This window comes from Mesorhizobium sp. M4B.F.Ca.ET.143.01.1.1 (assembly GCF_004792275.1).
Taxonomy (GTDB): domain Bacteria; phylum Pseudomonadota; class Alphaproteobacteria; order Rhizobiales; family Rhizobiaceae; genus Mesorhizobium; species Mesorhizobium abyssinicae.
Window position 1 is genome coordinate 481776 of record NZ_SRSR01000004.1, and the last position, 20030, is coordinate 501805.

24 protein-coding genes are annotated in these 20030 nt (G+C 64.5%); 8 read left to right on the plus strand and 16 right to left on the minus strand.

The features are described from left to right. Position 1 precedes the first annotated feature (1 nt). The 10 genes from nrdR to EN786_RS13320 form a co-directional block, all read right to left on the minus strand. The gene (gene nrdR, locus EN786_RS13275) at positions 2–481 is read right to left on the minus strand and encodes a transcriptional regulator NrdR (protein WP_126054944.1); all 480 of its coding nucleotides are present in this window, start codon (positions 479–481) and stop codon (positions 2–4) included. 86 nt (positions 482–567) lie between these two features. Beyond that, positions 568–897, minus strand: coding sequence for a GlpM family protein (locus EN786_RS13280; protein ID WP_127285741.1), 330 nt, complete (start codon positions 895–897; stop codon positions 568–570). A 21-nt stretch (positions 898–918) separates the two neighbouring features. Beyond that, positions 919–1545: a hypothetical protein gene (locus tag EN786_RS13285; protein WP_245478229.1), complete on the minus strand. Its 627-nt coding sequence runs from the start codon at positions 1543–1545 to the stop codon at positions 919–921. Between the two features lie 83 nt (positions 1546–1628). Further along, the gene (glyA, locus tag EN786_RS13290; RefSeq protein ID WP_127285742.1) at positions 1629–2942 is read right to left on the minus strand and encodes a serine hydroxymethyltransferase; all 1314 of its coding nucleotides are present in this window, start codon (positions 2940–2942) and stop codon (positions 1629–1631) included. A gap of 173 nt (positions 2943–3115) precedes the next feature. Continuing rightward, positions 3116–4756 carry a Na+/H+ antiporter gene (locus EN786_RS13295; RefSeq protein ID WP_135908569.1) on the minus strand — a complete coding sequence of 547 codons (1641 nt, stop codon included), beginning with the start codon at positions 4754–4756 and terminating at the stop codon, positions 3116–3118. Positions 4757–4891: 135 nt separating this feature from the next. Further along, on the minus strand, positions 4892–6145 hold the full coding sequence (locus EN786_RS13300; RefSeq protein ID WP_127309873.1) for a murein L,D-transpeptidase: 1254 nt from the start codon (positions 6143–6145) through the stop codon (positions 4892–4894). Positions 6146–6452: 307 nt separating this feature from the next. Further along, on the minus strand, positions 6453–6851 hold the full coding sequence (locus tag EN786_RS13305; RefSeq protein ID WP_245478227.1) for a hypothetical protein: 399 nt from the start codon (positions 6849–6851) through the stop codon (positions 6453–6455). A 202-nt stretch (positions 6852–7053) separates the two neighbouring features. Beyond that, positions 7054–7569, minus strand: a complete 516-nt coding sequence (locus EN786_RS13310; RefSeq protein WP_126054949.1) for a winged helix DNA-binding protein — start codon at positions 7567–7569, stop codon at positions 7054–7056. A 217-nt stretch (positions 7570–7786) separates the two neighbouring features. Continuing rightward, entirely contained in the window at positions 7787–8209 is a 423-nt protein-coding gene (locus tag EN786_RS13315; protein WP_127285745.1) for a DUF6163 family protein, read from the minus strand. After that, entirely contained in the window at positions 8206–9249 is a 1044-nt protein-coding gene (locus tag EN786_RS13320) for an enoyl-CoA hydratase/isomerase family protein (protein WP_127309871.1), read from the minus strand. Before EN786_RS13320 ends, EN786_RS13315 begins: the two co-directional genes overlap by 4 nt. A 193-nt stretch (positions 9250–9442) precedes the next feature. Between EN786_RS13320 and EN786_RS13325 the strand changes: the two genes are divergently transcribed. The 4 genes from EN786_RS13325 (at position 9443) to EN786_RS13340 (ending at position 13130) form a co-directional block, all read left to right on the plus strand. Next, positions 9443–10264 carry a DUF2066 domain-containing protein gene (locus EN786_RS13325; RefSeq protein ID WP_127285747.1) on the plus strand — a complete coding sequence of 274 codons (822 nt, stop codon included), beginning with the start codon at positions 9443–9445 and terminating at the stop codon, positions 10262–10264. 75 nt (positions 10265–10339) lie between these two features. Continuing rightward, on the plus strand, positions 10340–11371 hold the full coding sequence (hemB, locus tag EN786_RS13330; protein ID WP_127309870.1) for a porphobilinogen synthase: 1032 nt from the start codon (positions 10340–10342) through the stop codon (positions 11369–11371). A gap of 6 nt (positions 11372–11377) precedes the next feature. Continuing rightward, complete coding sequence (locus EN786_RS13335; RefSeq protein ID WP_127309869.1) at positions 11378–12355, plus strand: cobalamin biosynthesis protein CobT; 978 nt, start codon at positions 11378–11380, stop codon at positions 12353–12355. Between the two features lie 127 nt (positions 12356–12482). Continuing rightward, positions 12483–13130, plus strand: a complete 648-nt coding sequence (locus EN786_RS13340; RefSeq protein ID WP_127284230.1) for a dihydrofolate reductase family protein — start codon at positions 12483–12485, stop codon at positions 13128–13130. 188 nt (positions 13131–13318) lie between these two features. On the opposite strand, the gene ppk2 is transcribed toward EN786_RS13340, so the two are convergent. Beyond that, on the minus strand, positions 13319–14239 hold the full coding sequence (ppk2, locus tag EN786_RS13345) for a polyphosphate kinase 2 (RefSeq protein WP_127284229.1): 921 nt from the start codon (positions 14237–14239) through the stop codon (positions 13319–13321). Between the two features lie 200 nt (positions 14240–14439). On the opposite strand from ppk2, the gene EN786_RS13350 reads away from it, so the two are divergent. Then, positions 14440–15483, plus strand: coding sequence for an aldo/keto reductase (locus EN786_RS13350; RefSeq protein WP_127309868.1), 1044 nt, complete (start codon positions 14440–14442; stop codon positions 15481–15483). Positions 15484–15495: 12 nt separating this feature from the next. Here the strand turns inward: EN786_RS13350 and EN786_RS13355 are convergent, their stop codons facing one another. After that, positions 15496–16467 carry a glycosyl transferase family 90 gene (locus tag EN786_RS13355; protein ID WP_127284227.1) on the minus strand — a complete coding sequence of 324 codons (972 nt, stop codon included), beginning with the start codon at positions 16465–16467 and terminating at the stop codon, positions 15496–15498. Positions 16468–16651: 184 nt separating this feature from the next. Here EN786_RS13355 and EN786_RS13360 point away from each other — a divergent pair, with 184 nt between their 5' ends. Further along, the gene (locus tag EN786_RS13360; RefSeq protein ID WP_127284226.1) at positions 16652–16798 is read left to right on the plus strand and encodes a hypothetical protein; all 147 of its coding nucleotides are present in this window, start codon (positions 16652–16654) and stop codon (positions 16796–16798) included. A 25-nt stretch (positions 16799–16823) separates the two neighbouring features. On the opposite strand, the gene EN786_RS13365 is transcribed toward EN786_RS13360, so the two are convergent. Both EN786_RS13365 and EN786_RS13370 read right to left on the minus strand, forming a co-directional pair. Beyond that, complete coding sequence (locus tag EN786_RS13365) at positions 16824–17084, minus strand: DUF982 domain-containing protein (protein ID WP_127284225.1); 261 nt, start codon at positions 17082–17084, stop codon at positions 16824–16826. Positions 17085–17142: 58 nt separating this feature from the next. Beyond that, entirely contained in the window at positions 17143–17808 is a 666-nt protein-coding gene (locus EN786_RS13370; protein ID WP_127284224.1) for a GntR family transcriptional regulator, read from the minus strand. A gap of 116 nt (positions 17809–17924) precedes the next feature. On the opposite strand from EN786_RS13370, the gene EN786_RS13375 reads away from it, so the two are divergent. Continuing rightward, positions 17925–19178 carry a multidrug efflux MFS transporter gene (locus EN786_RS13375; protein ID WP_127284223.1) on the plus strand — a complete coding sequence of 418 codons (1254 nt, stop codon included), beginning with the start codon at positions 17925–17927 and terminating at the stop codon, positions 19176–19178. Between the two features lie 36 nt (positions 19179–19214). Next, on the plus strand, positions 19215–19589 hold the full coding sequence (locus EN786_RS13380) for a DUF423 domain-containing protein (RefSeq protein WP_127284222.1): 375 nt from the start codon (positions 19215–19217) through the stop codon (positions 19587–19589). Between the two features lie 9 nt (positions 19590–19598). Here the strand turns inward: EN786_RS13380 and EN786_RS37705 are convergent, their stop codons facing one another. Both EN786_RS37705 and EN786_RS37565 read right to left on the minus strand, forming a co-directional pair. After that, positions 19599–19748 (minus strand): hypothetical protein, encoded by a 150-nt coding sequence (locus EN786_RS37705; RefSeq protein WP_187331415.1) that lies wholly within the window; start codon positions 19746–19748, stop codon positions 19599–19601. Between the two features lie 58 nt (positions 19749–19806). Then, positions 19807–19977 (minus strand): hypothetical protein, encoded by a 171-nt coding sequence (locus tag EN786_RS37565; protein WP_189524289.1) that lies wholly within the window; start codon positions 19975–19977, stop codon positions 19807–19809. Positions 19978–20030 lie beyond the last annotated feature (53 nt).

Here is a 20030-nt window from a genome sequence, read left to right on the forward strand (position 1 = left end):
CTCAGCCTGCGTCCTCTTCGCCCTTGTCTTCGTCGCCCTTCAGCTCGCCGAGCAGCTCATGGAAATCCTTGGCCTCGCGGAAATTGCGATAGACCGAGGCGAAGCGGACATAGGCGACGTCGTCGAGCGACTTCAGCGCCTCCATGACCAGTCGGCCGACCTCGCCCGAGGCCACTTCGGTCTCGCCGGAGCTTTCAAGCTGGCGCACGATGCCGGTGACCGCGCGGTCGATGCGCTCGGGATCGACATTGCGCTTGCGCACCGCGATCTCGACCGAGCGCAAGAGCTTGTCGCGGTCGAACGGCACCTTGCGGCCGGATTTCTTAACCACGACGAGGTCGCGGAGTTGGACGCGCTCGAAGGTGGTGAAACGGCCGCCGCAATCGGGGCATACGCGCCGCCTGCGGATCGCCGCGCCATCCTCGGCAGGGCGCGAATCCTTCACCTGCGTATCTTCGGACTGGCAGTAGGGACAGCGCATGGAGAGCCTTCGGTTGGCGATTCTTGGTGAGCGGAAGGCTTAGAGGTTTTTGCCGCGATGGCAAAGCACGGACGGCCTTCCGTGCCTCAGAGATAGCGAGGCGCGAGGAAGATTGCCAGCGCCGCCGCCAGCCAGACCGCGATACCGCCGAGAACGGCAAGCCGATAGTCTACCCTCTCGATGAACAGCCAACAGGCGCCGAGGAAGGCGAGATAGGCGGGGATCGTCCTGAAGCCGGCGAGACAGGCCTCGCGAAAGCCGGTTGGGTTGCCCTTGGCGCCGACCGCGAGCAGCGCGATGACCGCGAAGGTCGGCGCCAGCGGCAGGATGCCGGGCAGGACGTTGCCGCGCTTCGAGGCCCAGACGATCAGCGCCGTGACGAGGCCGCCGACGACTCCTTTCCAGAGAATGTCCATGGCGCGGCTCCTTGCTGCCTGTCAGGGCGCGACGTCGGTGGTCGGGAAGCCGCAGGACGCGCCAAGGCTGCGGTAGGCCTTGGTGAAGCCGTCCATCGATATGCTGGCAACCGGCTTGTTGGCGAAGACGACATCGATCGCGGCCGCGCGCCGCATGGCCCGCAGCAGGGCAAGCGCGACGTCCTTCTTGTTGTCCAGCATCCACTGGTCGCCGATATCGGCGCTGACGGTCGCCTTGACCTTGCCCTTGTCGTCACCAAACACGGCGGGAATGTTCTCGCCGGCCGGCAGATCCTTGTTCCGCAGCGCGATGACGAGGCTCGGATAGCCGTCGGGCGGCAATGCGTCGCCGTTCGAGATGGCAAGCGTCAGCGTGCCGCCGGTGCCGTTCTGGTCGAGGAACGCCGTCGAGGCGGCGCAGGTTCTGCGCACGTCCTCACCGGTGTTGACTTCATCGATGATGGTGGACCACCTGCCGAAGGTCTCGGTCTTGGGAGATGCAGGCGGGGGAGATGCAGGCGCAGGCGATGCGGCCGGAGCCGTCTCTGCCTTCGGCGCCGTCGTCGTGGTCTGCGCCTGGGCGGCGCCGGTCAACGGCGAGGCCGCCAGAAGCGCCGCGAGAGCGCCGAGACATGGAAATCGCATCATCAACAAGGCTCCTGTCCGGATCGCCGCTCCATCCGGAGCGGCGCTTCCCGTCGTGGCCAATAAGAATGACGCGAGGCTTCAGGTCAACCGAGATAGGGATAGAGCGGGAAGCGATCGGTGAGCGCCACGACCTTGGCCTTCACCGCCGCCTCGACGGCCGCGTTGCCCTCGTCGGAGTTCGCCACCTTCAAGCCGTCCAGCACCTCAGCGATCAGCTTGCCGATCTCGCGGAACTCGGCCTGGCCGAAGCCGCGCGTCGTGCCGGCCGGCGTGCCGAGGCGCACACCTGAGGTGACGAAGGGCTTTTCCGGATCGAAGGGGATGCCGTTCTTGTTGCAGGTGATGTTGGCGCGGCCGAGTGCCGCCTCGGCGCGCTTGCCGGTGGCGTTCTTGGGGCGCAGATCGACCAGCATCAGGTGGTTATCGGTGCCGCCGGAGACGATGTCGAGGCCCGTCTCCTTCAGGCTCGATGCCAGCGCCTTGGCGTTGGCGGCGACGCTCTCGGCATAGAGCTTGAAGCTCGGCTTCAGCGCCTCGCCCAGCGCCACCGCCTTGGCGGCGATGACGTGCATCAGCGGACCGCCCTGCAGGCCCGGGAAGACGGCGGAATTCATCTTCTTGGCGATGTCTTCGTCATTGCAAAGGATCAGGCCGCCACGCGGGCCGCGCAGCGACTTGTGCGTGGTCGTCGTCACGACATGGGCGTGCGGCAACGGCGACGGATGCACGCCGCCGGCGACGAGGCCGGCGATGTGGGCCATGTCGACCATCAGATAGGCGCCTACCGCATCGGCGATCTCGCGGAAACGCTTCCAGTCCCAGATGCGGGAATAGGCGGTGCCGCCTGCCAGGATCAACTTCGGCTTGGTCTCATGAGCGGTCTTCTCGATCGCGTCCATGTCGAGCAGATGGTCGTCCTTGCGCACGCCGTAGGAGACCACCTTGAACCACTTGCCGCTCATGTTGACCGGCGAGCCGTGGGTGAGATGGCCGCCGGAATTGAGGTCGAGGCCCATGAAGGTGTCGCCGGGCTGCAGCAGCGCCAGGAATACGGCCTGGTTCATCTGGCTGCCGGAATTCGGCTGGACGTTGGCGAAGTTGCAGCCGAACAGCTTTTTCGCGCGTTCGATGGCCAGTTCCTCGGCCACGTCGACGAACTGGCAGCCGCCATAGTAGCGCTTGCCTGGATAGCCCTCGGCATATTTGTTGGTCATGATCGAGCCCTGCGCTTCCAGGACAGCGCGCGAGACGATGTTTTCGGAAGCGATCAGCTCAATCTCATGGCGCTGGCGGCCGAGCTCGTTGCGGATGGCGCCGAAAATCTCCGGATCGGCGTCGGCCAGCGTGGTCTCGAAGAAGGATTCGAATTTGTTCGACGCTGCCGCTGCTGTTGCCATGCCTGAAATCCTCCGGTTCGGGGCAATTTGTTCATGCATATCGTTGCCCCAAAACCGCTGCGCACTCTTGGGCGACATGCATTGCCGCGCCATTAACACAGTTGTTTTCGCCTCGCCACGTTTGCGCCGCGAAATTTGCTGGCCGGTTTGCGTCAACGCCAGCGGCGCGAGGTCTATTTCCGCTCCCGCCGGCTTTTCAGCAGGGCTTCGGTGAGCGTGATCTCGGCAAGCAGCGCCCGCATCGTATGGTCGTTGATCTCGCGGCTGCGGAACATGGCGCGCACGGCGCCCCGCTCGGCCTCGATGCCGGCGTGCCTGAGTTCCAGCTCCAGGCGCCCCGCCTCGCGGGCCTCGGCGCGCGCCTCGTCGGCCTCGTCGGAGGCGGCTATGCGGCGGCGGTAGCCGGCGACGATGCTGTCGGCCACCGCGAGCCTGGCTTCGGCGGCCTCGCCCTCGCCTCCTTCGTTGGCGATGCTCTCGATCCTGGCGATCGCCGCGTTGGCGGCGCCGACACGCGCCCGGCGCTCTTCGGCCGCGCTTGGATCCTCGCCCGGCTCGACCAGCCCGCGCGCGATCTTCGGCAAGGCAAGGCTGGCGATCGTCAGCGAACAGATGATGACGCCGGCGGCGAGGAAGATGACGACGTCGCGTGACGGAAAGGGCGAGCCGTCGGCCATGGTGAGCGGCAGCGACAGGATGCCGGCCAGCGTGATGGCGCCGCGCACGCCGGCGACCGAACCGGCGAGCCGCACGCGCAACCCGAACGGCTCTGCCTTGTGCTTGCCGAACCGCGCCGCGATGCGCTGCGCGATGTCGCCTACCCAGATCCAGAGGAAGCGCAGGCCGATCAGGCAAAGCGTCAGGATCAGCACCGTCGCCGCGGGCTCGATCAGCCAATGCCTGCTGGAAAGCTCCGGCGGCACGTTGCGGATGATGTCGGGAAGCTGCAGGCCAAGCAGGATGAACAGCGCGCCGTTGAAGATGAAGGACAGCGTCGTCCACAGCGACATGGTCTGCATGCGCGCCGAGACGCCGAGATAGCGGAAGATGCCAGAGCCGCCGGTGAGCAGGCCGGCGGTGACCGCTGCCAGGATGCCCGAGGCCTCGACGTGCTCGGCGATGAGATAGGCGATGAAGGGCATCAGGATCATCACCAGCACCTGCGCCTCGGACGGCACGCCACCGATGCGGTTGAGCAACTGCAGCGTCTTGGCGGCGACGATCAGCGCCGCCACGCCGGCCAGGATGCCGGCGGAGACCGCATAGAGGAACGTCAGCGACGCAGCGGCCAAAGAGAAGCTGCCGGTCAGCGCCGCCGCGACGGCGAAGCGGAACATGACGAGGCCGGACGCGTCGTTGAGCAGCGACTCGCCCTCCAGTATGTGCATCAGCCGCACCGGAACCACGTTCCTGTCGACGATCGAGGACACGGCGACCGCATCGGTCGGCGACAGCACGGCGGCGAGCGCGAAGGCGACGACCAGCGGGATGCTCGGCACCAGCCAGTGCAAGGCATAGCCGAAGCCGACGATGGTGAAGAAGACCAGCCCGATGGCGAGGTCGAGGATCGGCCCGCGCAGTGCCAGAAGCTCGCGCTTGGGCGCGGCGACGGCATCGCCGAACAGGAGCGGCGGGATGAACACCAGGAGGAACAGCTCCGGGTCAATCTCGACATGCAGGCCGCGCGCCGGCCAGGCAAGAGCCGCGCCTATGGCGATCTGCAGCACCGGCAACGGAACGCGCACGAGCCGGACCAGGGCGCCCGAAAGCGCGACGAACACGAGCATGACCAGGATGAAGACGGCGACATGCATGGCGGCGATTCCGAATATTGCCCGACCATGCGCAAAGCAGGTCGTGCCGTCCAGTCGTGACGAAGGCTAGCTGACGGAAGGCGGAAAGCAAAAAGGCCGCCTATCGGCGGCCTTTTCAATAAAGATTCCAGTCGCTTAGAGCGAAGACGTGATCTGCAGCTCTTCGTTGCCGTCAAGGCCGTAGATGTCGTCGCGGAATTGCACGACGCCGGGGCCCGTCGACCATGCCGAAAGATAGAGGAAGTGGACCGGCACCGGGTTGGTCACCTGAACCGGGGTGTTTTCGCCGGTCTTGATCGTCGCCTCGAAATGCTGGCGGTCCCAACCGGGCGTGTCGCGCAGGATCCAGGTGACGAGGTCACGCACGTTCTGGACGCGCACGCAGCCCGAGGAGTCGAAGCGCATCAGCTTGCCGAACAGGCTCTGCTGCGGCGTGTCGTGCATGTAGACGCCATCCGGGCTGGGGAAGTTGATCTTGACCGAGGCCATGGCGTTGCCGGCGCCCGGATCCTGGCGGAAGCGGTACTTCTCGGCGTCATCCGTCGACCAGTCGACCGTCATTGGGTCGACCTCGCTGCCATCCGGCGCGAACAGGCGGATGTGGCTGTCCTTGAGATAGTTGGGATCCTTGCGCATCAGCGGAATGATATCCTTGCGCACGATCGAGACCGGGGCATTCCAGTAGGGATTGACGATGATCTCGTTGATCTTGGAATTCACGATCGGGGTCTGGCGGTCGATCTTGCCGACGATCGCGGTGTGGCGCAGCACGACGCGGTCGTTCTCGACTGCCTCGATCTGGGCCGCCGGAATGTCGACCAGCACGTAACGGTTGCCCAGCGTGCCAGCCTTTTCGCGCAGACGCTGCAGATTGGTCTGCAACTGGCCAAGCCGGATCTGCGCCGAAACATTCATCGCCGTGTAGGTGTATTTGCCCATGGCGCCGTCGGCAGGCAGGCCGTGGCGAAGCTGGAAGCGCTTGACGGCGGCGTCGACATAGGAATCGAACGAGTTCGAGATGCCGGCGCTCTGCGACAGATCGCCCGAGATCATCAGCCGCTTGCGCAGCGGCACCACATCGGGATCGTCGACGCCGAGCTGCAGCTTCTTGGTCGCGGGCACCTGCTCCCAGCCGCCCTGGCCGGCGATGGTCTGGTACTGCGCCACCGCCTGCTCGGTGAAGGCGACGGTCTGCAGGCTGAAAATCGGCAGCGTCGAGGCCACTTTGCCGCCCTCGCTGGCGCGGGCGTCGAACTGGTCGTCCCAATTGCCGCGGGCCGATGATTTCAGGATATCCCCGATCACGTCCTGCGCGCTGGCACTGTTGGCAACCATGGCTGCGGCAAGCGCGGAAGCTCCGGAAAGGAAGAAACGGCGGCTGGTTCTCATGGACGTTCCAGACATTCTCTAAGCATCTGATCAACGGGCGATCTCGCCCGCACTCTACGGTTGGCAATCTTAACAATTAGCCAACCATGACCGCATCGCTTCGGCGTGAAACGCGTGGCGCGACGCAACTTCAAGGTGAAGGCAGGCCTGTGGCCGCAGCATCACCCGTATTCTCGCTTTCACCGGGATTATGGCGGCAATTTGGCCTTGGCGCGCGATTTGCGTCAGGCGACGCGATGAAAGGAAAGCAGCGGTGCTTTTCGGCACCGGTGAGCGATCGTCCTCGCCTCCGCAGTCGCGTCCCCACTCAGTGCGCAGTCTCGACCTTCGGATCCGGCCCTGGCTGCGCCTTCAATTCCGAACATCGCTGCAACACCTCTTGTCGGGGATAACGCATGACCTTGTTATCCTCCAGCTTGAGCAGCAGCTCGCGTCTCTTTTCCGTGGTCTCACCGTCCGAACAGGTCATGTCCAGGATGATCGCGTCGAGGCCGCCGATCTTCTGCACCTTCTCCAGCGAGCAGCCGACCTCCCACATCTCGACCGCCTTGTCGGTGAATGTCACGATCGTATCGTTGTTGTCGCACGGGGCGCTGCCTTCGGCGGCGAAAGAATCCTTCCACCACTCCTCGGCGGAGGCCGCGGTCGAAATCAACAGAAGCACCGCGGCGCCCCAGAAGATCCTTGAACGGTTTTTCAGGTTCATGTTCGCTCCCTCGCCAGGACGCGACATTAGGCAGTGCCGCGGCGAAAGCAAACAGCGTAGACACCCTGCCGATGGGCGCGGCGCTTCTGAAATATCCCTTTGCATCGCGAAAAAGAAAAGGGACCGGCGCCTTTCGACACCGGTCCCCGACGGTTTCCCCTGCCCGCGCTTCCGCGGCGCGGTCCCTCGGCGCGGATGCCGCTTACATGCGGTAGGCGATGGTGTCGTTCCAGAAGCGGTCCAGCCGCTGCAGGGCGCGGTTCATCTGCTTGAACTCGTCGGTGTTGATGCCGCCGACCTGCTCGATCGAGCCGACATGGCGCTCATAGAGACCGGCGACCACTTCTGCCACCTCGTTGCCCTTCGGCGTCAGCGAGACGCGGACCGAACGGCGGTCGATGCGCGAGCGCTGGTGGTTGATGAAGCCGAGGTCGACCAGCTTCTTCAGATTGTAGGAGACATTCGAGCCGAGATAGTAGCCGCGCGAGCGCAGTTCGCCGGCGGTCAGCTCCGAATTGCCGATGTTGAAGAGCAGCAGCGCCTGGATGGCGTTGATGTCGGAACGGCCGTTGCGGTCGAACTCGTCCTTGATCACGTCAAGCAGACGGCGGTGCAGACGCTCAACCAGCTGCAGCGATTCCATGTAAAGCGAACGGATCGCCTCGCGGCGGTCGTCGGATACGGTGGCGGTCTTCGCCGCCGGACGCGAATTGATCATTGTCTTTGCCTCTCGTTTGTCGCCCGGTGATTTTTTTGTTTTTCACCTTGATCGCGACACTATCGAATACTCATAAAATTCGACTTAAACGCCAAGGCTAACAAGAGCTTACCGGTAAGAGGTTTCGAAAGAGGCTTAACGAACGGTCACCCCAGCAAGGATAATTAACCTAAAGATTTAGGCACCGTTTCCGGAACAAATTGCCCGCGCTTCCGGGCTAGCGCTGGGCCTGGCGCTTCTGCAGCCAGATCACCACCCGGAAGGCGATGTAGAGCAGCGCCACCGCGGCATGCGAGGCGATGATCAGCGGGCGGTGGCCGAACAGATCGGGAAAGCCGACATACATCACAATCTCAGTCGCGGCGCAGATGAACCAGATCACAGGCCCCCAGGAGGCCAGCATCCACAGGCCAGCGGCGGCGAAGGGAAAGAAGACGGCGAGCGTCACCGCGGCCACCTGCCAGTGCACCGGCATCAGGTCGAAGCGCCAGAGCGGACCGGGATAGAAGCCGATCAGCCGGATCCAGTAGAGGATGCCGAACAGCAGACAGTAGCCGGCGATGACGCGCTGGAACCAGGCGAAGATGATTTCGGTGGTCGAGGGCTGCAGCACGACGCGCCTGGAGGTCACCTCGCTCACAGGTCGAGCTCCCGCTCGCCGAGCGGCGCGAAATAGGCGTCGACATCGGCGACGCTGACGTCGTCCAGGCCTGCCGGACGCCAGCGCGGCGTCGAGCCCTTGTCGATGATGGCGGCTCGGATGCCTTCGTAGAAGTCGTGGCCGGCAAGCATGCGGTTGAGGATGCGGAACTCCATCTTCATGCACTCGTCCATCGACAGCGTCAGCCCGGCGCTGATCTGCCGCCAGGCGACATGCAGGCTGGTCGGCGAGCGCGTCCTGATTGTCGCCAGGGTCTTTGCGGCGAACTCGTCGGAGGGCGCGCCCCGATCGAGGCTGGCGATGATATCGGAAAAAGAGGGTTGGGCGAAATGGTGCGCGATCGCTTCCAGCACCGGCCGGTCGGTCTCGCGCCTGGCCGGGACGAAAAACCCGCGCAGCACCGATTCCGGATCGCCGGTGGCGCAGAGCCGGTCGAGGAAGGCTGCCTGGTCCTCGGCCTTGATGGTGTGGGTGGCCAGTCCCGACCAGAGCGCGTCGCCGTGGCGGATGCGGCTGCCGGTCAGCGCCAGGTACATGCCGAAGCGGCCGCCGAGATCCGGCAGCAGATGGCTCCCGCCGACATCGGGGAAGAAGCCGATGCCGACCTCCGGCATGGCGAACTGGGCATTTTCGGTCAGCACGCGCTGCGAGCCGTGGAAGGAGATGCCGACGCCGCCACCCATGACGATGCCGTTGATCAGCGCGACGTAGGGTTTCTTGAATCGCTTGATGCGGGCGTTGAGGCGGTATTCGTCGGCGAAGAAATCGACCGGCGGCTGCCCGGCGCGGCCGGCCTCGTAGACGTGCAGGATGTCGCCGCCGGCGCAGAATGCCCTGCCCTCGGCCTTGACCACCACCACATCGACGCCGTCGTCACGCTCCCAGGCATCGAGCGCCTTGCCGAGCGCCTTGACCATGGCGTGGGTGAGAGCGTTGAGCGCCTGCGGCCGCGTCAGCGTGACGACGCCGGCCCTGCCCAACCGCTCGAAGCGAATTTCGTCGCCTCCGCCAAAATCCATCGTAAGAGAATCCTCCCCCGCGCATGCGGGACTGAAGTGCTAAAGGCTGGCGCACATGTCCGTCAATGGCAGGAGGGGATCGCCTTCGTATTGGCGGCCGCCGGCGGCTGGTGCTACGAAGCGGCAGTCCTCGCGGAGAAGCGGGGAGCAACGGCAGGATCCACAAGCTGCCTGACGGACTTCGGGGGGAGCCATGTCCGCATTTTGGCGTCTCGGCATTGCAATCATCGGCCTGCTCGCCGCGGTGCCGGCGCCGCGTGGCGCCATGGCCGCAACGATCGACGACCTCTATCAGTCGCAGACCATCGTCACCGGCACCGGCGAGGTGAACCGACAGATCGGTTTCAAGGATTGCCTGGACCGGGTGCTGGTCAGGGTTTCAGGCGATCAGCGCCTGCCGGGAAAACCGGAGATGGCGGCGCTGCGCGACAAGGCCGGCGATTTCGTCGACAGCTTCCGCTACCACGACCGGCTGGAAGGCATCCCCGTGCATGACGAGCAAGGCACGCATGACCGGCCGCACGACCTCACATGCCTCTACAAGCCCGCCGTGCTGGACAGGCTGCTGGCGCAGCTCGGCAGCAAGCCTTGGCTCGGCGAGCGGCCACGCCTCGCCATCCTCCTCAGCGCCGAGCAGGGCGAACGCCATTTCGTGCTAACGGCCGACGACGGGCGCGGCGAGGCGATGCGCGACTCTTTCGTCAGCGCGACGGGGCCGTTGCTGATGCGCATCGCTTTCCCGCCGGCCGAGCTGGTTTCCGGCATGGACGAAAAGGCGCAGCGCGCAGCCGACATTGCCGGGCTCGACCAACTCGCGAAAAAGGCGGGAGCCGATCAGGCGCTCGCCGGCAGCATCGTGTGGAGCGACAAGGACCTGGGGTGGATCGCCGACTGGCGGCTTGGTGATGGCGGCAAGACCTACCGCTGGCAAGTGCGCGGCGTCACCTTCGACGAGGCGTTCCGCGTCGCTATCCGGGGTGCGGCACAGGTTCTATCGGGCAATGGCCAACCCTGAGGGCTGGCACAATCGTGTCGCATTGGTCTGCGGTGAGTGCCCGTGTTAAAACCCGGCCAAACGAGAGTTTTGGCGATGAACAGATTCACCCCCGCAAAGCCTGCCGGCGCGCGCAGCGTCGATGAGATCACCGGCAGCCGGCGGCTGAGGCGCATGCGCAAGGCCGACTGGTCGCGGCGCCTGGTGCAGGAAAACCGGCTTTCGGTCGACGACCTGATCTGGCCTATTTTCGTCGTCGACGGCAAGCAAGTGCGCGAGCCGATCGCCGCCATGCCCGGCGTGTTCCGCCTGTCGCTCGACCTCGCGGTCAAGGAGGCCGAGCGTGCGGCCAAGCTCGGCATTCCGGCGATCGCCACTTTTCCCAATGTCGAGCTTTCGCTGCGCGACCAGACCGGCTCGCACATCCTCGACCCGGAAAACATCATCAACCGCGCCACCCGCGCCATCAAGCATGCGGTGCCGGAGATCGGCATCATCACCGACGCCGCGCTCGATCCGTTCACCAGCCATGGCCATGACGGCATCCTGCGCGACGGCATTATTGTCAATGACGAGACCGTGGAACAGGTGGCGGCGGCAGCCGTCATCCAGGCTGCAGCCGGCGCCGACATCATCGCGCCGTCGGACATGATGGACGGCCGCATCGGCGCCATCCGCGACGCGCTCGATGCCAATGGTTTCCAGGACGTGGCGATCATGTCCTACGCGACGAAGTTCGCCTCCGCCTTCTACGGCCCGTATCGCGAGGCGGTGGGCACGGCCGGCCTGCTCAAGGGCGACAAGAAGACCTACTATCTCGACCACGCCAATTCGGACGAAGCGGTGCGCGAGGCCGAGCAGGACCTCGCCGAAGGCGCCGACATGCTGATGGTGAAGCCCGGCCTGCCCTATCTCGACATCATCCGCCGGCTGAAGGACGAGCTGCAGATGCCGACCTTCGCCTATCAGGTGTCGGGCGAATATTCGATGATCAAGGCGGCCGCCGCCAATGGCTGGATCGACGGCGAGAAGGCTATGCTGGAATCGCTGCTTGCGCTGAAACGCGCCGGCTGCGACGGCATCCTCACCTATTTCGCGCCGGAAGTGGCAGCGATGCTGAAGGGATAGCCGACATTGCTGCGGGGGCTGGGCAAGCATCTCAAATCATTGTTCGTTGCCACCCCACGCGGCGATACCACTACGCCGGGCTATCACGCCTACGTCACGCTCCATGACTGGATTGTGCCGAGTTCCAAGCTGTCCAGTGCTATCGGGCCGCTTTCGGGAAAGCATCAATCCGCGCTCGACACCGCATGGGCCGAACTGGAGAACGGCCTGGCGGGCTGGAGGACGAAACATCTCATTCAGGCGGCTGATCTCGCCGCGGGAATCCGCAACGGCCCGTCGGCGCCCGACCTCGCCAATACCGTTGTTTCCATTCTCGTCGATCACTCCGGATCGATGCGCGGCCAAAAAATGCTCTACGCCGCCGCTTCCGTCGACATTGCACAGGAGTTCCTGAGGACGCTAGGCATCAAGGTCGAGCTCCTGGGCTTCACCACGCGCGCCTGGCGCGGTGGGTACTCACGGCAGACCTGGGATGCAGATGGCCGGCCCAAAAATCCGGGCAGGCTGAACGACCTGCTTCATATCGTTTATCGGGAGGCCAACGATATGCGTCAGGGCAGTATCGGTCATGCTCTCAAGGTGATGTTGCGGCCGGACCTGCTCAAGGAAAATATCGACGGCGAGGCCATCGAATGGGCAGCCGACCGGCTGCGGAAACGTCCCGAGCGCCGGAAAATATTGCTCGTCGTGTCGGACGGGGCGCCGGTCGACGATTCCACGCTTCACGCAAATGGCCCTCGCTATCTCCAAGACCATCTCTTTCAAGTGGCGGTGCAACTGGAGACAGCCGGAGACGTTGAGTTGCTGGCGGTTGGTTTTTGTTCCTATGTCGACAACTCCTATCGAGTGTCAACGAATTGCGAGGCACCCGATGAGCTCGGCAGAACCATGTTGATGGCATTGCAGCGCCAGCTTGTCGCCGGTGGAACGATGTCTGCCAGTGACACGGCTGACGAGGTTGGTAGTTCGCCGTCGCCGAACTGATCATTCTCCTGAACTTGCCGGGGCGCGATCCGCATCCATCCGCGCACCAGATACCGCTTGCAATACGCAATCAGTTAGGCTAACCACTAACTGCTTGCAAATTACAACTGGTTATGAAGGAGGTAGCATGTCGAAACTTCGTGTCAATGCTTTCACCCTGTCGCTCGACGGCTTCGGGGCCGGCCCTGACCAGGATCTCGCCAACCCGCTCGGTATCGGCGGCGAGAACCTCCACAAATGGATGATCGGCACCCGCTTTTTTCGCAAGGTTGTGATGGGCCAGGACGGCGGCACCACCGACACCGACGACGCGTTCGCGGCGCGCAGCTTCGAGAATGTCGGCGCCTGGATCCTCGGCCGCAACATGTTCGGACCGATCCGCGGCGACTGGCCGGACGACAGCTGGAAAGGCTGGTGGGGTGACAACCCGCCCTATCACGTGCCGACTTTCGTGCTCACGCACCACAAACGCGCGCCGATCGAGATGGAAGGTGGGACGACGTTCTATTTCGTCACCGACAGCATCCATTCGGCGCTGGAACAGGCCAGGGAGGCGGCCGCCGGCAAGGATGTGCGCGTCGGCGGCGGCGTTTCGACCGTCCGGCAGTATCTGCAGGAGCGGCTCATCGACGAGATGCACCTGGCGATATCGCCGGTGCTGCTCGGCAAGGGCGAGCATCTTTTCGCCGGCCTGGACATGCCGGGCCTTGGCTACCAGTGCACCGAGCAGGTGGCGACGCCACTCGCTACGCATGTGGTGATTGAGCGGGCGTGATTACAGCTCTTTCTCCCCGTTCACGGGGAGAAATGCCCGGCAGGGCAATGAGGGGCAGCGCTGCCGGTTGGAGATTGGCGATAAGCCGCTGACCGCGAACTAAGGCTCAATCGCTGGCGTCGGCGCTGCCCCTCATCCGCCCTTCGGGCACCTTCTCCCCGTGAAACGGGGAGAAGGAAAAAAGGTGCTCAATACTTCTCCGGCACGTAAAGCTCGCGCGGCAGCACCTGGCGCTCGTATTCGGGGTTGAAGACGCGCTCCGGCAGCGTGATCTCCTCATGCGGCACCTCCTCATAGGGAAACTGCTGCAGGAGATGGTCGATGCAGTTCAGCCGGGCGCGCTTCTTGTCGTTGCCTTCGACGATGAACCATGGCGCCTCGGGAATGTTGGTGCGGGCGAAGGTTTCTTCCTTGGCCTTGGTATACTGCTCCCAGCGCACGCGCGATTGCAGGTCCATCGGCGACAGCTTCCACTGCTTCATCGGATCATGGATGCGCATCAGGAAGCGCATCTGCTGCTCCTCGTCGGTTATCGAGAACCAGTATTTGACCAGGGTGATGCCGGAGCGCACCAGCATGCGCTCGAATTCCGGCACGTCGTGGAAGAACTCTTCGACCTGGTCCGGCCCGGCGAAGCCCATCACCCGCTCGACGCCGGAGCGGTTGTACCAGGAGCGGTCGAACAGCACGATCTCGCCGCCGGCCGGCAGATGCGGCACGTAGCGCTGGAAATACCATTGCGATTTCTCGCGCTCGGTCGGCGCCGGCAGCGCCACGACACGGCAGATGCGCGGATTGAGCCGCTGCGTGATGCGCTTGATGACGCCGCCCTTGCCGGCGGAGTCGCGGCCCTCGAAGACCACCACGACCTTCTTCTTGTGATAGGCCACCCAGGACTGCAGCTTGATCAGTTCGGACTGGAGCCGCAGCAAGTCTCGGAAATATTGCATGCGTTCGATCGAGGGCGGATGCGACTCCTTGTAGATCTTGGCGATCTCGAGCGACAGCGCCGGCTCCGATATCTCGAGCTCGTAGTCCTCGTCGAGCGTGTCGGCGAGTTCGGCTTCCAGCCAGTCCCTGGCTCCGGAATTCGGTTTCAGTTCGCTCATCGTGCTTCTCCGTTCGCCATCCTGAGCCGACTTCAATAAAGGCCGGCAATGACGGTTTTATTGCAATGCCGCTGCTGCAGATGTGATCGACCGGTCGCCGCGATGGGGCGACAAGCCGAGCAACTTGTCCTACAAATAGGCTGTCCTATTCGGGCTGCCCATTCGTGGCGCCTCTCTCAATGCGATTGCGAGGATCTCAAATGGAATACCGTACACTCGGCCGTTCCGGGCTGAAGGTTTCGACATTGACGCTCGGCACCATGACATTCGGCGGCGCCGGCGCCTTCGCGGCGGTCGGCAAGACCGACCTCAAGGAAGCAAGCCGGATGATCGACCTCTGCATCGATGCCGGCATCAACCTCATCGACACCGCCAACGTCTATTCGAACGGGATTTCGGAAGAGATCATCGGCGAGGCGCTCGGCGGCAAGCGCAAGGACGATGTGCTGATCGCCTCCAAGGCGCGCATGCGCATCGGCAAGGGTCCCAATGACGAGGGCCTGTCGCGCCACCACCTGATCCGCGAGTGCGAGAAGAGCCTGAAGCGGCTGAAGACCGACGTCATCGACATCTACTTCCTGCACGAATGGGATGGCGTGACGCCGCTCGAGGAAACGGTCGCCGCGCTCGACACGCTGGTGAGCCAGGGCAAGATCCGCTACGTCGGGTGCTCCAACTATTCCGGCTGGCAGGTGATGAAGGCACTCGCCATCAGCGACAGCAGCCACCAGCCGCGCTTCGTCACCCAGCAGATCCACTACACGCTGGAGGCGCGCGAGGCAGAATACGAACTGCTGCCGATCTCGGTCGACCAGGGGCTCGGCGTGCTGGTGTGGAGCCCGCTCGCCGGCGGGCTGCTCAGCGGCAAATACGACCGCAACAGTCCGACCGCCCGCCAGATCGGCGGCTGGTCGGAACCGCCGATCCGCGACGAGGACCGGCTGTGGCGGATCGTCGACGTGCTGGTCGACATCGGCAAGGCCAGGGGCGTGTCCGGCGCGCAGGTGGCGCTCGCCTGGCTGCTCGGCCGGCCGGCGGTGTCGTCGCTGGTGATCGGCGCCCGCAGCGAGGCGCAGCTCAAGGACAACATCGCCGCCGCCAGCCTGACGCTGTCCTTCGATGAGCGGGCGCGGCTCGACGCCGTCAGCCGGCCGCCGGTTCTCTACCCCTATTGGCACCAGCAGCTGACGGCCAAGGGCCGCTTCGGGCCTGCCGACCTGGTGCTCGACCGCAGCGACGTCTGATCGCCGGAAGGGTCAGCCGGTTATGAAACGCCAGACCTCGGGATCCGGTTTGACCTGGCCGCCGAGCACGAAATATTTGTAGAGGACGAGCAGCGAGATCGCCTGCTCGTCCCGCTCGTTGCGGAACTTCTGGCAATAGGCATTGGCGGCGGCGACGATGCGTTCGGCCTCGGCCGGGTGCTTTTCGAAATAGGCCACCCGGTCGGCGAGATCGGAGAAGTCGGGGGCCAGCGGCACATAGTGGACATCGGCCCTGACCTCGCTTTCGGCGAACCAGGTCTCGTAGGTCGGCGGCGGCATCAGGCAGAGCGAGTTCGAGCTCATGATCCATTTGAGGTTGGTCGCGACATCGTTGCCTTCGAGCGAGACGATGTAGCGGTAGCGCCGCTGCTCATCGATGGTGAGATAGGGTTTTTGGTATTCGGCCTTGGCCTCCTTCTTCGGCGTCCCGACATCGCAGATCGGCAAGTCGCGCACGGCATCGAGGAACCGCGTGCGGATCGGGTTGTTGAGATCGCCGCGCCAGACCACGAGCGGACGCTTGTCGGCGAAGGGCTGCCGGTCGGCCGGCAGCTGGAAGTGGCGGAACTTGTCCAGCTTCATCAGCACGGCATTGCCGTTGCCGTCCGTGATCGGCCGGTCCTTGACGATCGCCGGCATCTTTGGGACGTCGATGACATCACCGAATTCGAGATCGATGAGCAGCGCCGGATCGAAATAGCGGGCAAATTCCTTGAGGTCGTAATAATACATGCTCGGAGAAAACGGCATGCGACTGACCGGCACCGCGGCCGGGCTCGGCGCGAAGGGCCGCTCCAGCCTGTTGTAGTAGTTCACCCGCTCGCGGACCGAGCCGTCCGACCGCCGTGTCTGCTCCAGCCATCCCGCCAGCCGGCGACGGAACAGCGCCTGCGGAGCGAGGTCGCGCGCGAAGTTGCGCGCGTAGTAAAACACCTTGGCGGCGGTTCGGAGAGGCGTGGCCATCGGTCCGTCGTTTCAATCAGCCTGGCGCTGGCGCGCAGATTTCTCCTACACCATTGTGCCGCCTGTCTTGCAAGCCCCGAACCGAGGGCGGGATCATTGTCCGCCTATTCTTGCTTCAGCCGTTGTGTTTGCGCTCCAATGCTCCTAGGCAGGACGTCAAGTCCCGCAGTTGAAAGGAAGCGATATGGCGCGAGCACCGAACTACGGTCAGGAACGCAAGGAGCGCGATCGCCAGAAGGCCGCCAAGAAGGCCGAGAAGCTGGCGGCCAAGGTCGCCGCCAAGGAGCGTTCGAAGCCCGCGGACAAGACGGAAGCGGAAACGGCCAAGTAACAATGCAGTCAGCAGGCCGCGTCGCTTATGCGGAGGCCTTGTCGCTGACGAAGACATTCACTTCGCGGGCGGCCGCGATGAAGGCGCGCCTCGCATTCATCGCCGGCTTGTCGCCGGCCAGAGCGTCGTGGCAGGCCTGCAGCGCTTCGCGGTGTTTGGCGCTGCGCTTGCCGGGCCAGCTGTTGAGCAGATAGTCGGAAGCCTCGCGCGCGCTGCGCAAGAGCTGATTGGTTCCCGCCGTGGCCGACTTGACGGTCACGGGTATTTCAAACCGGTTGTTTTCCATCGCCGCTCTTACGCCATCGGCGCACGCGAAGCGAGAGCCAAAGCGAACTGAATCGCGATCAGGCGGCGACGACGGCGAAGCCCCTGGCGCGCAGGCCGCGCCGGTCGTCGCGCAGCGACGTCACCAGCCGGTCGCGGCTGCCGACGATATGGGTTGAAAGCAGCCCCGCCGCCTCGTCGGCATCGCCTGCCCGCACGGCGGCCAGCACCGCATGGTGCTCCGCCCAGGCGCGGCCAAGTGCCGCCTCGTCGCGCACCTCGAGCCAGCGGGCGCGCGACAGCCTGGTCATCGCATCGCGGACCGCCCGGAACAGGAAGTCGTTGCCGGAAAGCCTGGCCAGCTCGATGTGGAAATCCATGCCGACGCGGTGCCATTCCTCGCGCGCTGTGGCGGCATCGCAGGAGTCCAGCATCGCCTCGATGAGATCGATGGCGCTCTTGCCCTCCAGCGCGCAAGTAAGCCGGATAGCGGCCACCTCTACCGCCTCGCGATAGACGGCGATCTGCTCGAGCTCGGCGAGGTTGATGGGCGAGACGGTCCAGCCGCGCCCGTCGCGGCAGATCAGGCCCTCGGTCTCCAGCCGCAGCAGCGCCGCCCTGACCGGGGTGCGCGAGGCGGCGAAGCGGCTTTCGATCCAGCGCTCGGTCAGGCGCTCGCCGGGCCCGATCTCGAGGCCGAGGATCATTTCGCGAAGCTGCCGTTCGACGCTCTGCATCTGCGACATGGCGGTCTCGTTGGTAACGGTCGATTGACAGCGACAGGGTTGAGGTTCATGACGGATACCAGCTTGGTATCCCAAATTGGCATCCGCAACAATCCCCCTGACCGGGCAGGCATGACATGAGCGAGCACGGCAGCGAGCACGGCGGCTACAATGTCCACTGGCGACGCAATCTCGCCGTCTGTTTTGCTGGCTCGTTCAGCACGCTCATCGCCATGACCCTGCTGTTGCCCTTCCTGCCGCTCTATGTCGAGCAGCTTGGCGCCGAGGGCCATGCGGCGATCGTGCAATGGTCGGGCATCGCCTATGGCGCCACCTTCCTTGCGGCGGCACTTGTGGCGCCGCTGTGGGGACGGCTCGGCGACCGCTACGGCCGCAAGCTGATGCTGGTGCGGGCCAGCTTCGGAATGGCCATCTGCATGTCGCTGACCGGCATGGTCGAGACCGTCTGGCAGCTGGTGCTGCTGCGTCTCCTGATCGGCTTTGCCGGCGGCTATTCGTCGGGCTCGACCATACTGGTCGCCATGCAGACGCCGAAGGAGCGTTCCGGCTGGGCGCTGGGCGTGCTGTCGGCCGGCATCACCGCAGGCTCCCTGGTCGGCCCGCTGCTGGGCGGCGCATTGCCGCCGGTGATCGGCATCCGCGCCACCTTCCTTTTGTCGGGCGGCGTCATCTTCCTCGCCTTCCTGGCGACGACTTTTCTCATCAAGGAGACCCCTCGCCCACCGGCCGCCAAAACCAAAGCTGCGTCAAAGCCGAAAAGCGGCTGGTCGCAGATCCCCGACAAGCGGCCGGTCGCCGCCATGCTGGCGACCGGCATGCTGCTTGCCTTCGCCACCATGTCGATCGAGCCGATCATCACCGTCTATGTGCAGCAGCTGATCGAGGACCAGAGCCGGGTGACGCTGGTCGCCGGCGTCGTCATGTCGGCGGCGGCGCTCGGCGCCATCCTGTCGGCCTCGTGGCTGGGCAGGCTGGCCGACCGCATCGGCCATTGGAACGTCGTGATCGCGGCACTTGGCGTTTCGGCCCTGCTGTTGATCCCGCAGGCCTTCGTCACCGCGGGCTGGCAGCTGATCGGCCTGCGCTTCCTGATGGGGCTGGCGCTGGGCGGCCTGTTGCCCTGCATCACCAGCGTCATCCGCCACAACGTTCCCGACGGCGTCGGCGGCAACGTGCTGGGCCTGTCGATCTCGGCGCAGTATGTCGGCCAGGTGGCCGGGCCACTGCTCGGCGGCTTCGCCGGTGGCCATTTCGGCATGCGCTCGGTTTTTCTGGGCACGTCGGTGCTGATGGCCGGCGGCGCGGTCTACAACTGGATTGTCCAGTCGCGGCGGGCAAGGCATATGGTGCTGGAACCCGGCAAGCCCTGAGCGGCCTGCGTATCGCTCGCTACGACAGAGACATCCATGAGCTTGGCCGAACACCCGGCAAAAACCGGCAGCCGCATCCTCGTTCTTGCCGGCGGCCTTTGCGGCGCGGCGGGCGTGGCGCTGTCGGCCGCGGCGGCGCATCTCGGCGGCGCCTTCGTCGGCACGGCGGCGTCCTTCCTGCTGATGCATGCGCCGGTCTTCCTCGCCGTCGGGCTGATCGGCGCCGGCCGCCCCTTGCGAATTGCGAGCCTGCTCCTGCTTGTCGGTCTGGTGCTGTTCTGCGGCGATCTTCTCGCCCGCGACTTCCTGGGATCGCGGCTGTTCCCGATGTCGGCGCCGATCGGCGGCACCTTGCTGATCGCCGGCTGGCTGGCGATCGCGGGATCGGCGCTGATCCAGAACCGGCCCTGAGGTCGGGAATCAGTCCTGCCGGCGCTTGCGTCTTGCCAACCAGTCGCGGTTGCGCACCGCCGGCCTCGTCAGGCGCCGCCGTTCGGGCCGGTCGCTAGCGGGTGAGATGCCCCAGTAGTTGCGATAGATGTCCTCGAACAGATGGCTTATCGGATGCATGACTGTTCTCCCGAAAATTGAATCGATCCAATTAACCGATACAGAAAAAGCGGACCGATCAGCCGCGCCTACGATCCACGATAAAGCGCAGCTCGCGCTTCCATGGACTTGCCTTGCCGCGGCGCCTTTCGCTGAGCGTGGCCGAGGCAATGCCCCAATCGTTGCGGTAGACGTCCTCGAACAGAAAGTTGACCGGATGCATGGCACCCTCCTTTTCAACCTGCTCCATCGGCCGAATTGCCGATTGGATCGATTCAAGAATACGCCGCCAGGCGATAGAGT

Coding starts and splice junctions, on each gene's coding strand:
- EN786_RS37705 (WP_187331415.1), bottom strand. CDS start 19,748: ATGCATCCGATAAGCCATCTGTTCGAGGACATCTATCGCAACTACTGG.
- EN786_RS37565 (WP_189524289.1), bottom strand. CDS start 19,977: ATGGAGCAGGTTGAAAAGGAGGGTGCCATGCATCCGGTCAACTTTCTG.
- EN786_RS13295 (WP_135908569.1), bottom strand. CDS start 4,756: ATGCATGTCGCCGTCTTCATCCTGGTCATGCTCGTGTTCGTCGCGCTT.
- EN786_RS13325 (WP_127285747.1), top strand. CDS start 9,443: ATGTCCGCATTTTGGCGTCTCGGCATTGCAATCATCGGCCTGCTCGCC.
- EN786_RS13285 (WP_245478229.1), bottom strand. CDS start 1,545: ATGATGCGATTTCCATGTCTCGGCGCTCTCGCGGCGCTTCTGGCGGCC.
- EN786_RS13320 (WP_127309871.1), bottom strand. CDS start 9,249: ATGGATTTTGGCGGAGGCGACGAAATTCGCTTCGAGCGGTTGGGCAGG.
- EN786_RS13300 (WP_127309873.1), bottom strand. CDS start 6,145: ATGAGAACCAGCCGCCGTTTCTTCCTTTCCGGAGCTTCCGCGCTTGCC.
- EN786_RS13360 (WP_127284226.1), top strand. CDS start 16,652: ATGGCGCGAGCACCGAACTACGGTCAGGAACGCAAGGAGCGCGATCGC.
- hemB (WP_127309870.1), top strand. CDS start 10,340: ATGAACAGATTCACCCCCGCAAAGCCTGCCGGCGCGCGCAGCGTCGAT.
- EN786_RS13305 (WP_245478227.1), bottom strand. CDS start 6,851: ATGAACCTGAAAAACCGTTCAAGGATCTTCTGGGGCGCCGCGGTGCTT.
- EN786_RS13280 (WP_127285741.1), bottom strand. CDS start 897: ATGGACATTCTCTGGAAAGGAGTCGTCGGCGGCCTCGTCACGGCGCTG.
- glyA (WP_127285742.1), bottom strand. CDS start 2,942: ATGGCAACAGCAGCGGCAGCGTCGAACAAATTCGAATCCTTCTTCGAG.
- EN786_RS13310 (WP_126054949.1), bottom strand. CDS start 7,569: ATGATCAATTCGCGTCCGGCGGCGAAGACCGCCACCGTATCCGACGAC.
- EN786_RS13375 (WP_127284223.1), top strand. CDS start 17,925: ATGAGCGAGCACGGCAGCGAGCACGGCGGCTACAATGTCCACTGGCGA.
- nrdR (WP_126054944.1), bottom strand. CDS start 481: ATGCGCTGTCCCTACTGCCAGTCCGAAGATACGCAGGTGAAGGATTCG.
- EN786_RS13355 (WP_127284227.1), bottom strand. CDS start 16,467: ATGGCCACGCCTCTCCGAACCGCCGCCAAGGTGTTTTACTACGCGCGC.
- EN786_RS13380 (WP_127284222.1), top strand. CDS start 19,215: ATGAGCTTGGCCGAACACCCGGCAAAAACCGGCAGCCGCATCCTCGTT.
- EN786_RS13340 (WP_127284230.1), top strand. CDS start 12,483: ATGTCGAAACTTCGTGTCAATGCTTTCACCCTGTCGCTCGACGGCTTC.
- EN786_RS13370 (WP_127284224.1), bottom strand. CDS start 17,808: ATGTCGCAGATGCAGAGCGTCGAACGGCAGCTTCGCGAAATGATCCTC.
- EN786_RS13350 (WP_127309868.1), top strand. CDS start 14,440: ATGGAATACCGTACACTCGGCCGTTCCGGGCTGAAGGTTTCGACATTG.
- ppk2 (WP_127284229.1), bottom strand. CDS start 14,239: ATGAGCGAACTGAAACCGAATTCCGGAGCCAGGGACTGGCTGGAAGCC.
- EN786_RS13365 (WP_127284225.1), bottom strand. CDS start 17,084: ATGGAAAACAACCGGTTTGAAATACCCGTGACCGTCAAGTCGGCCACG.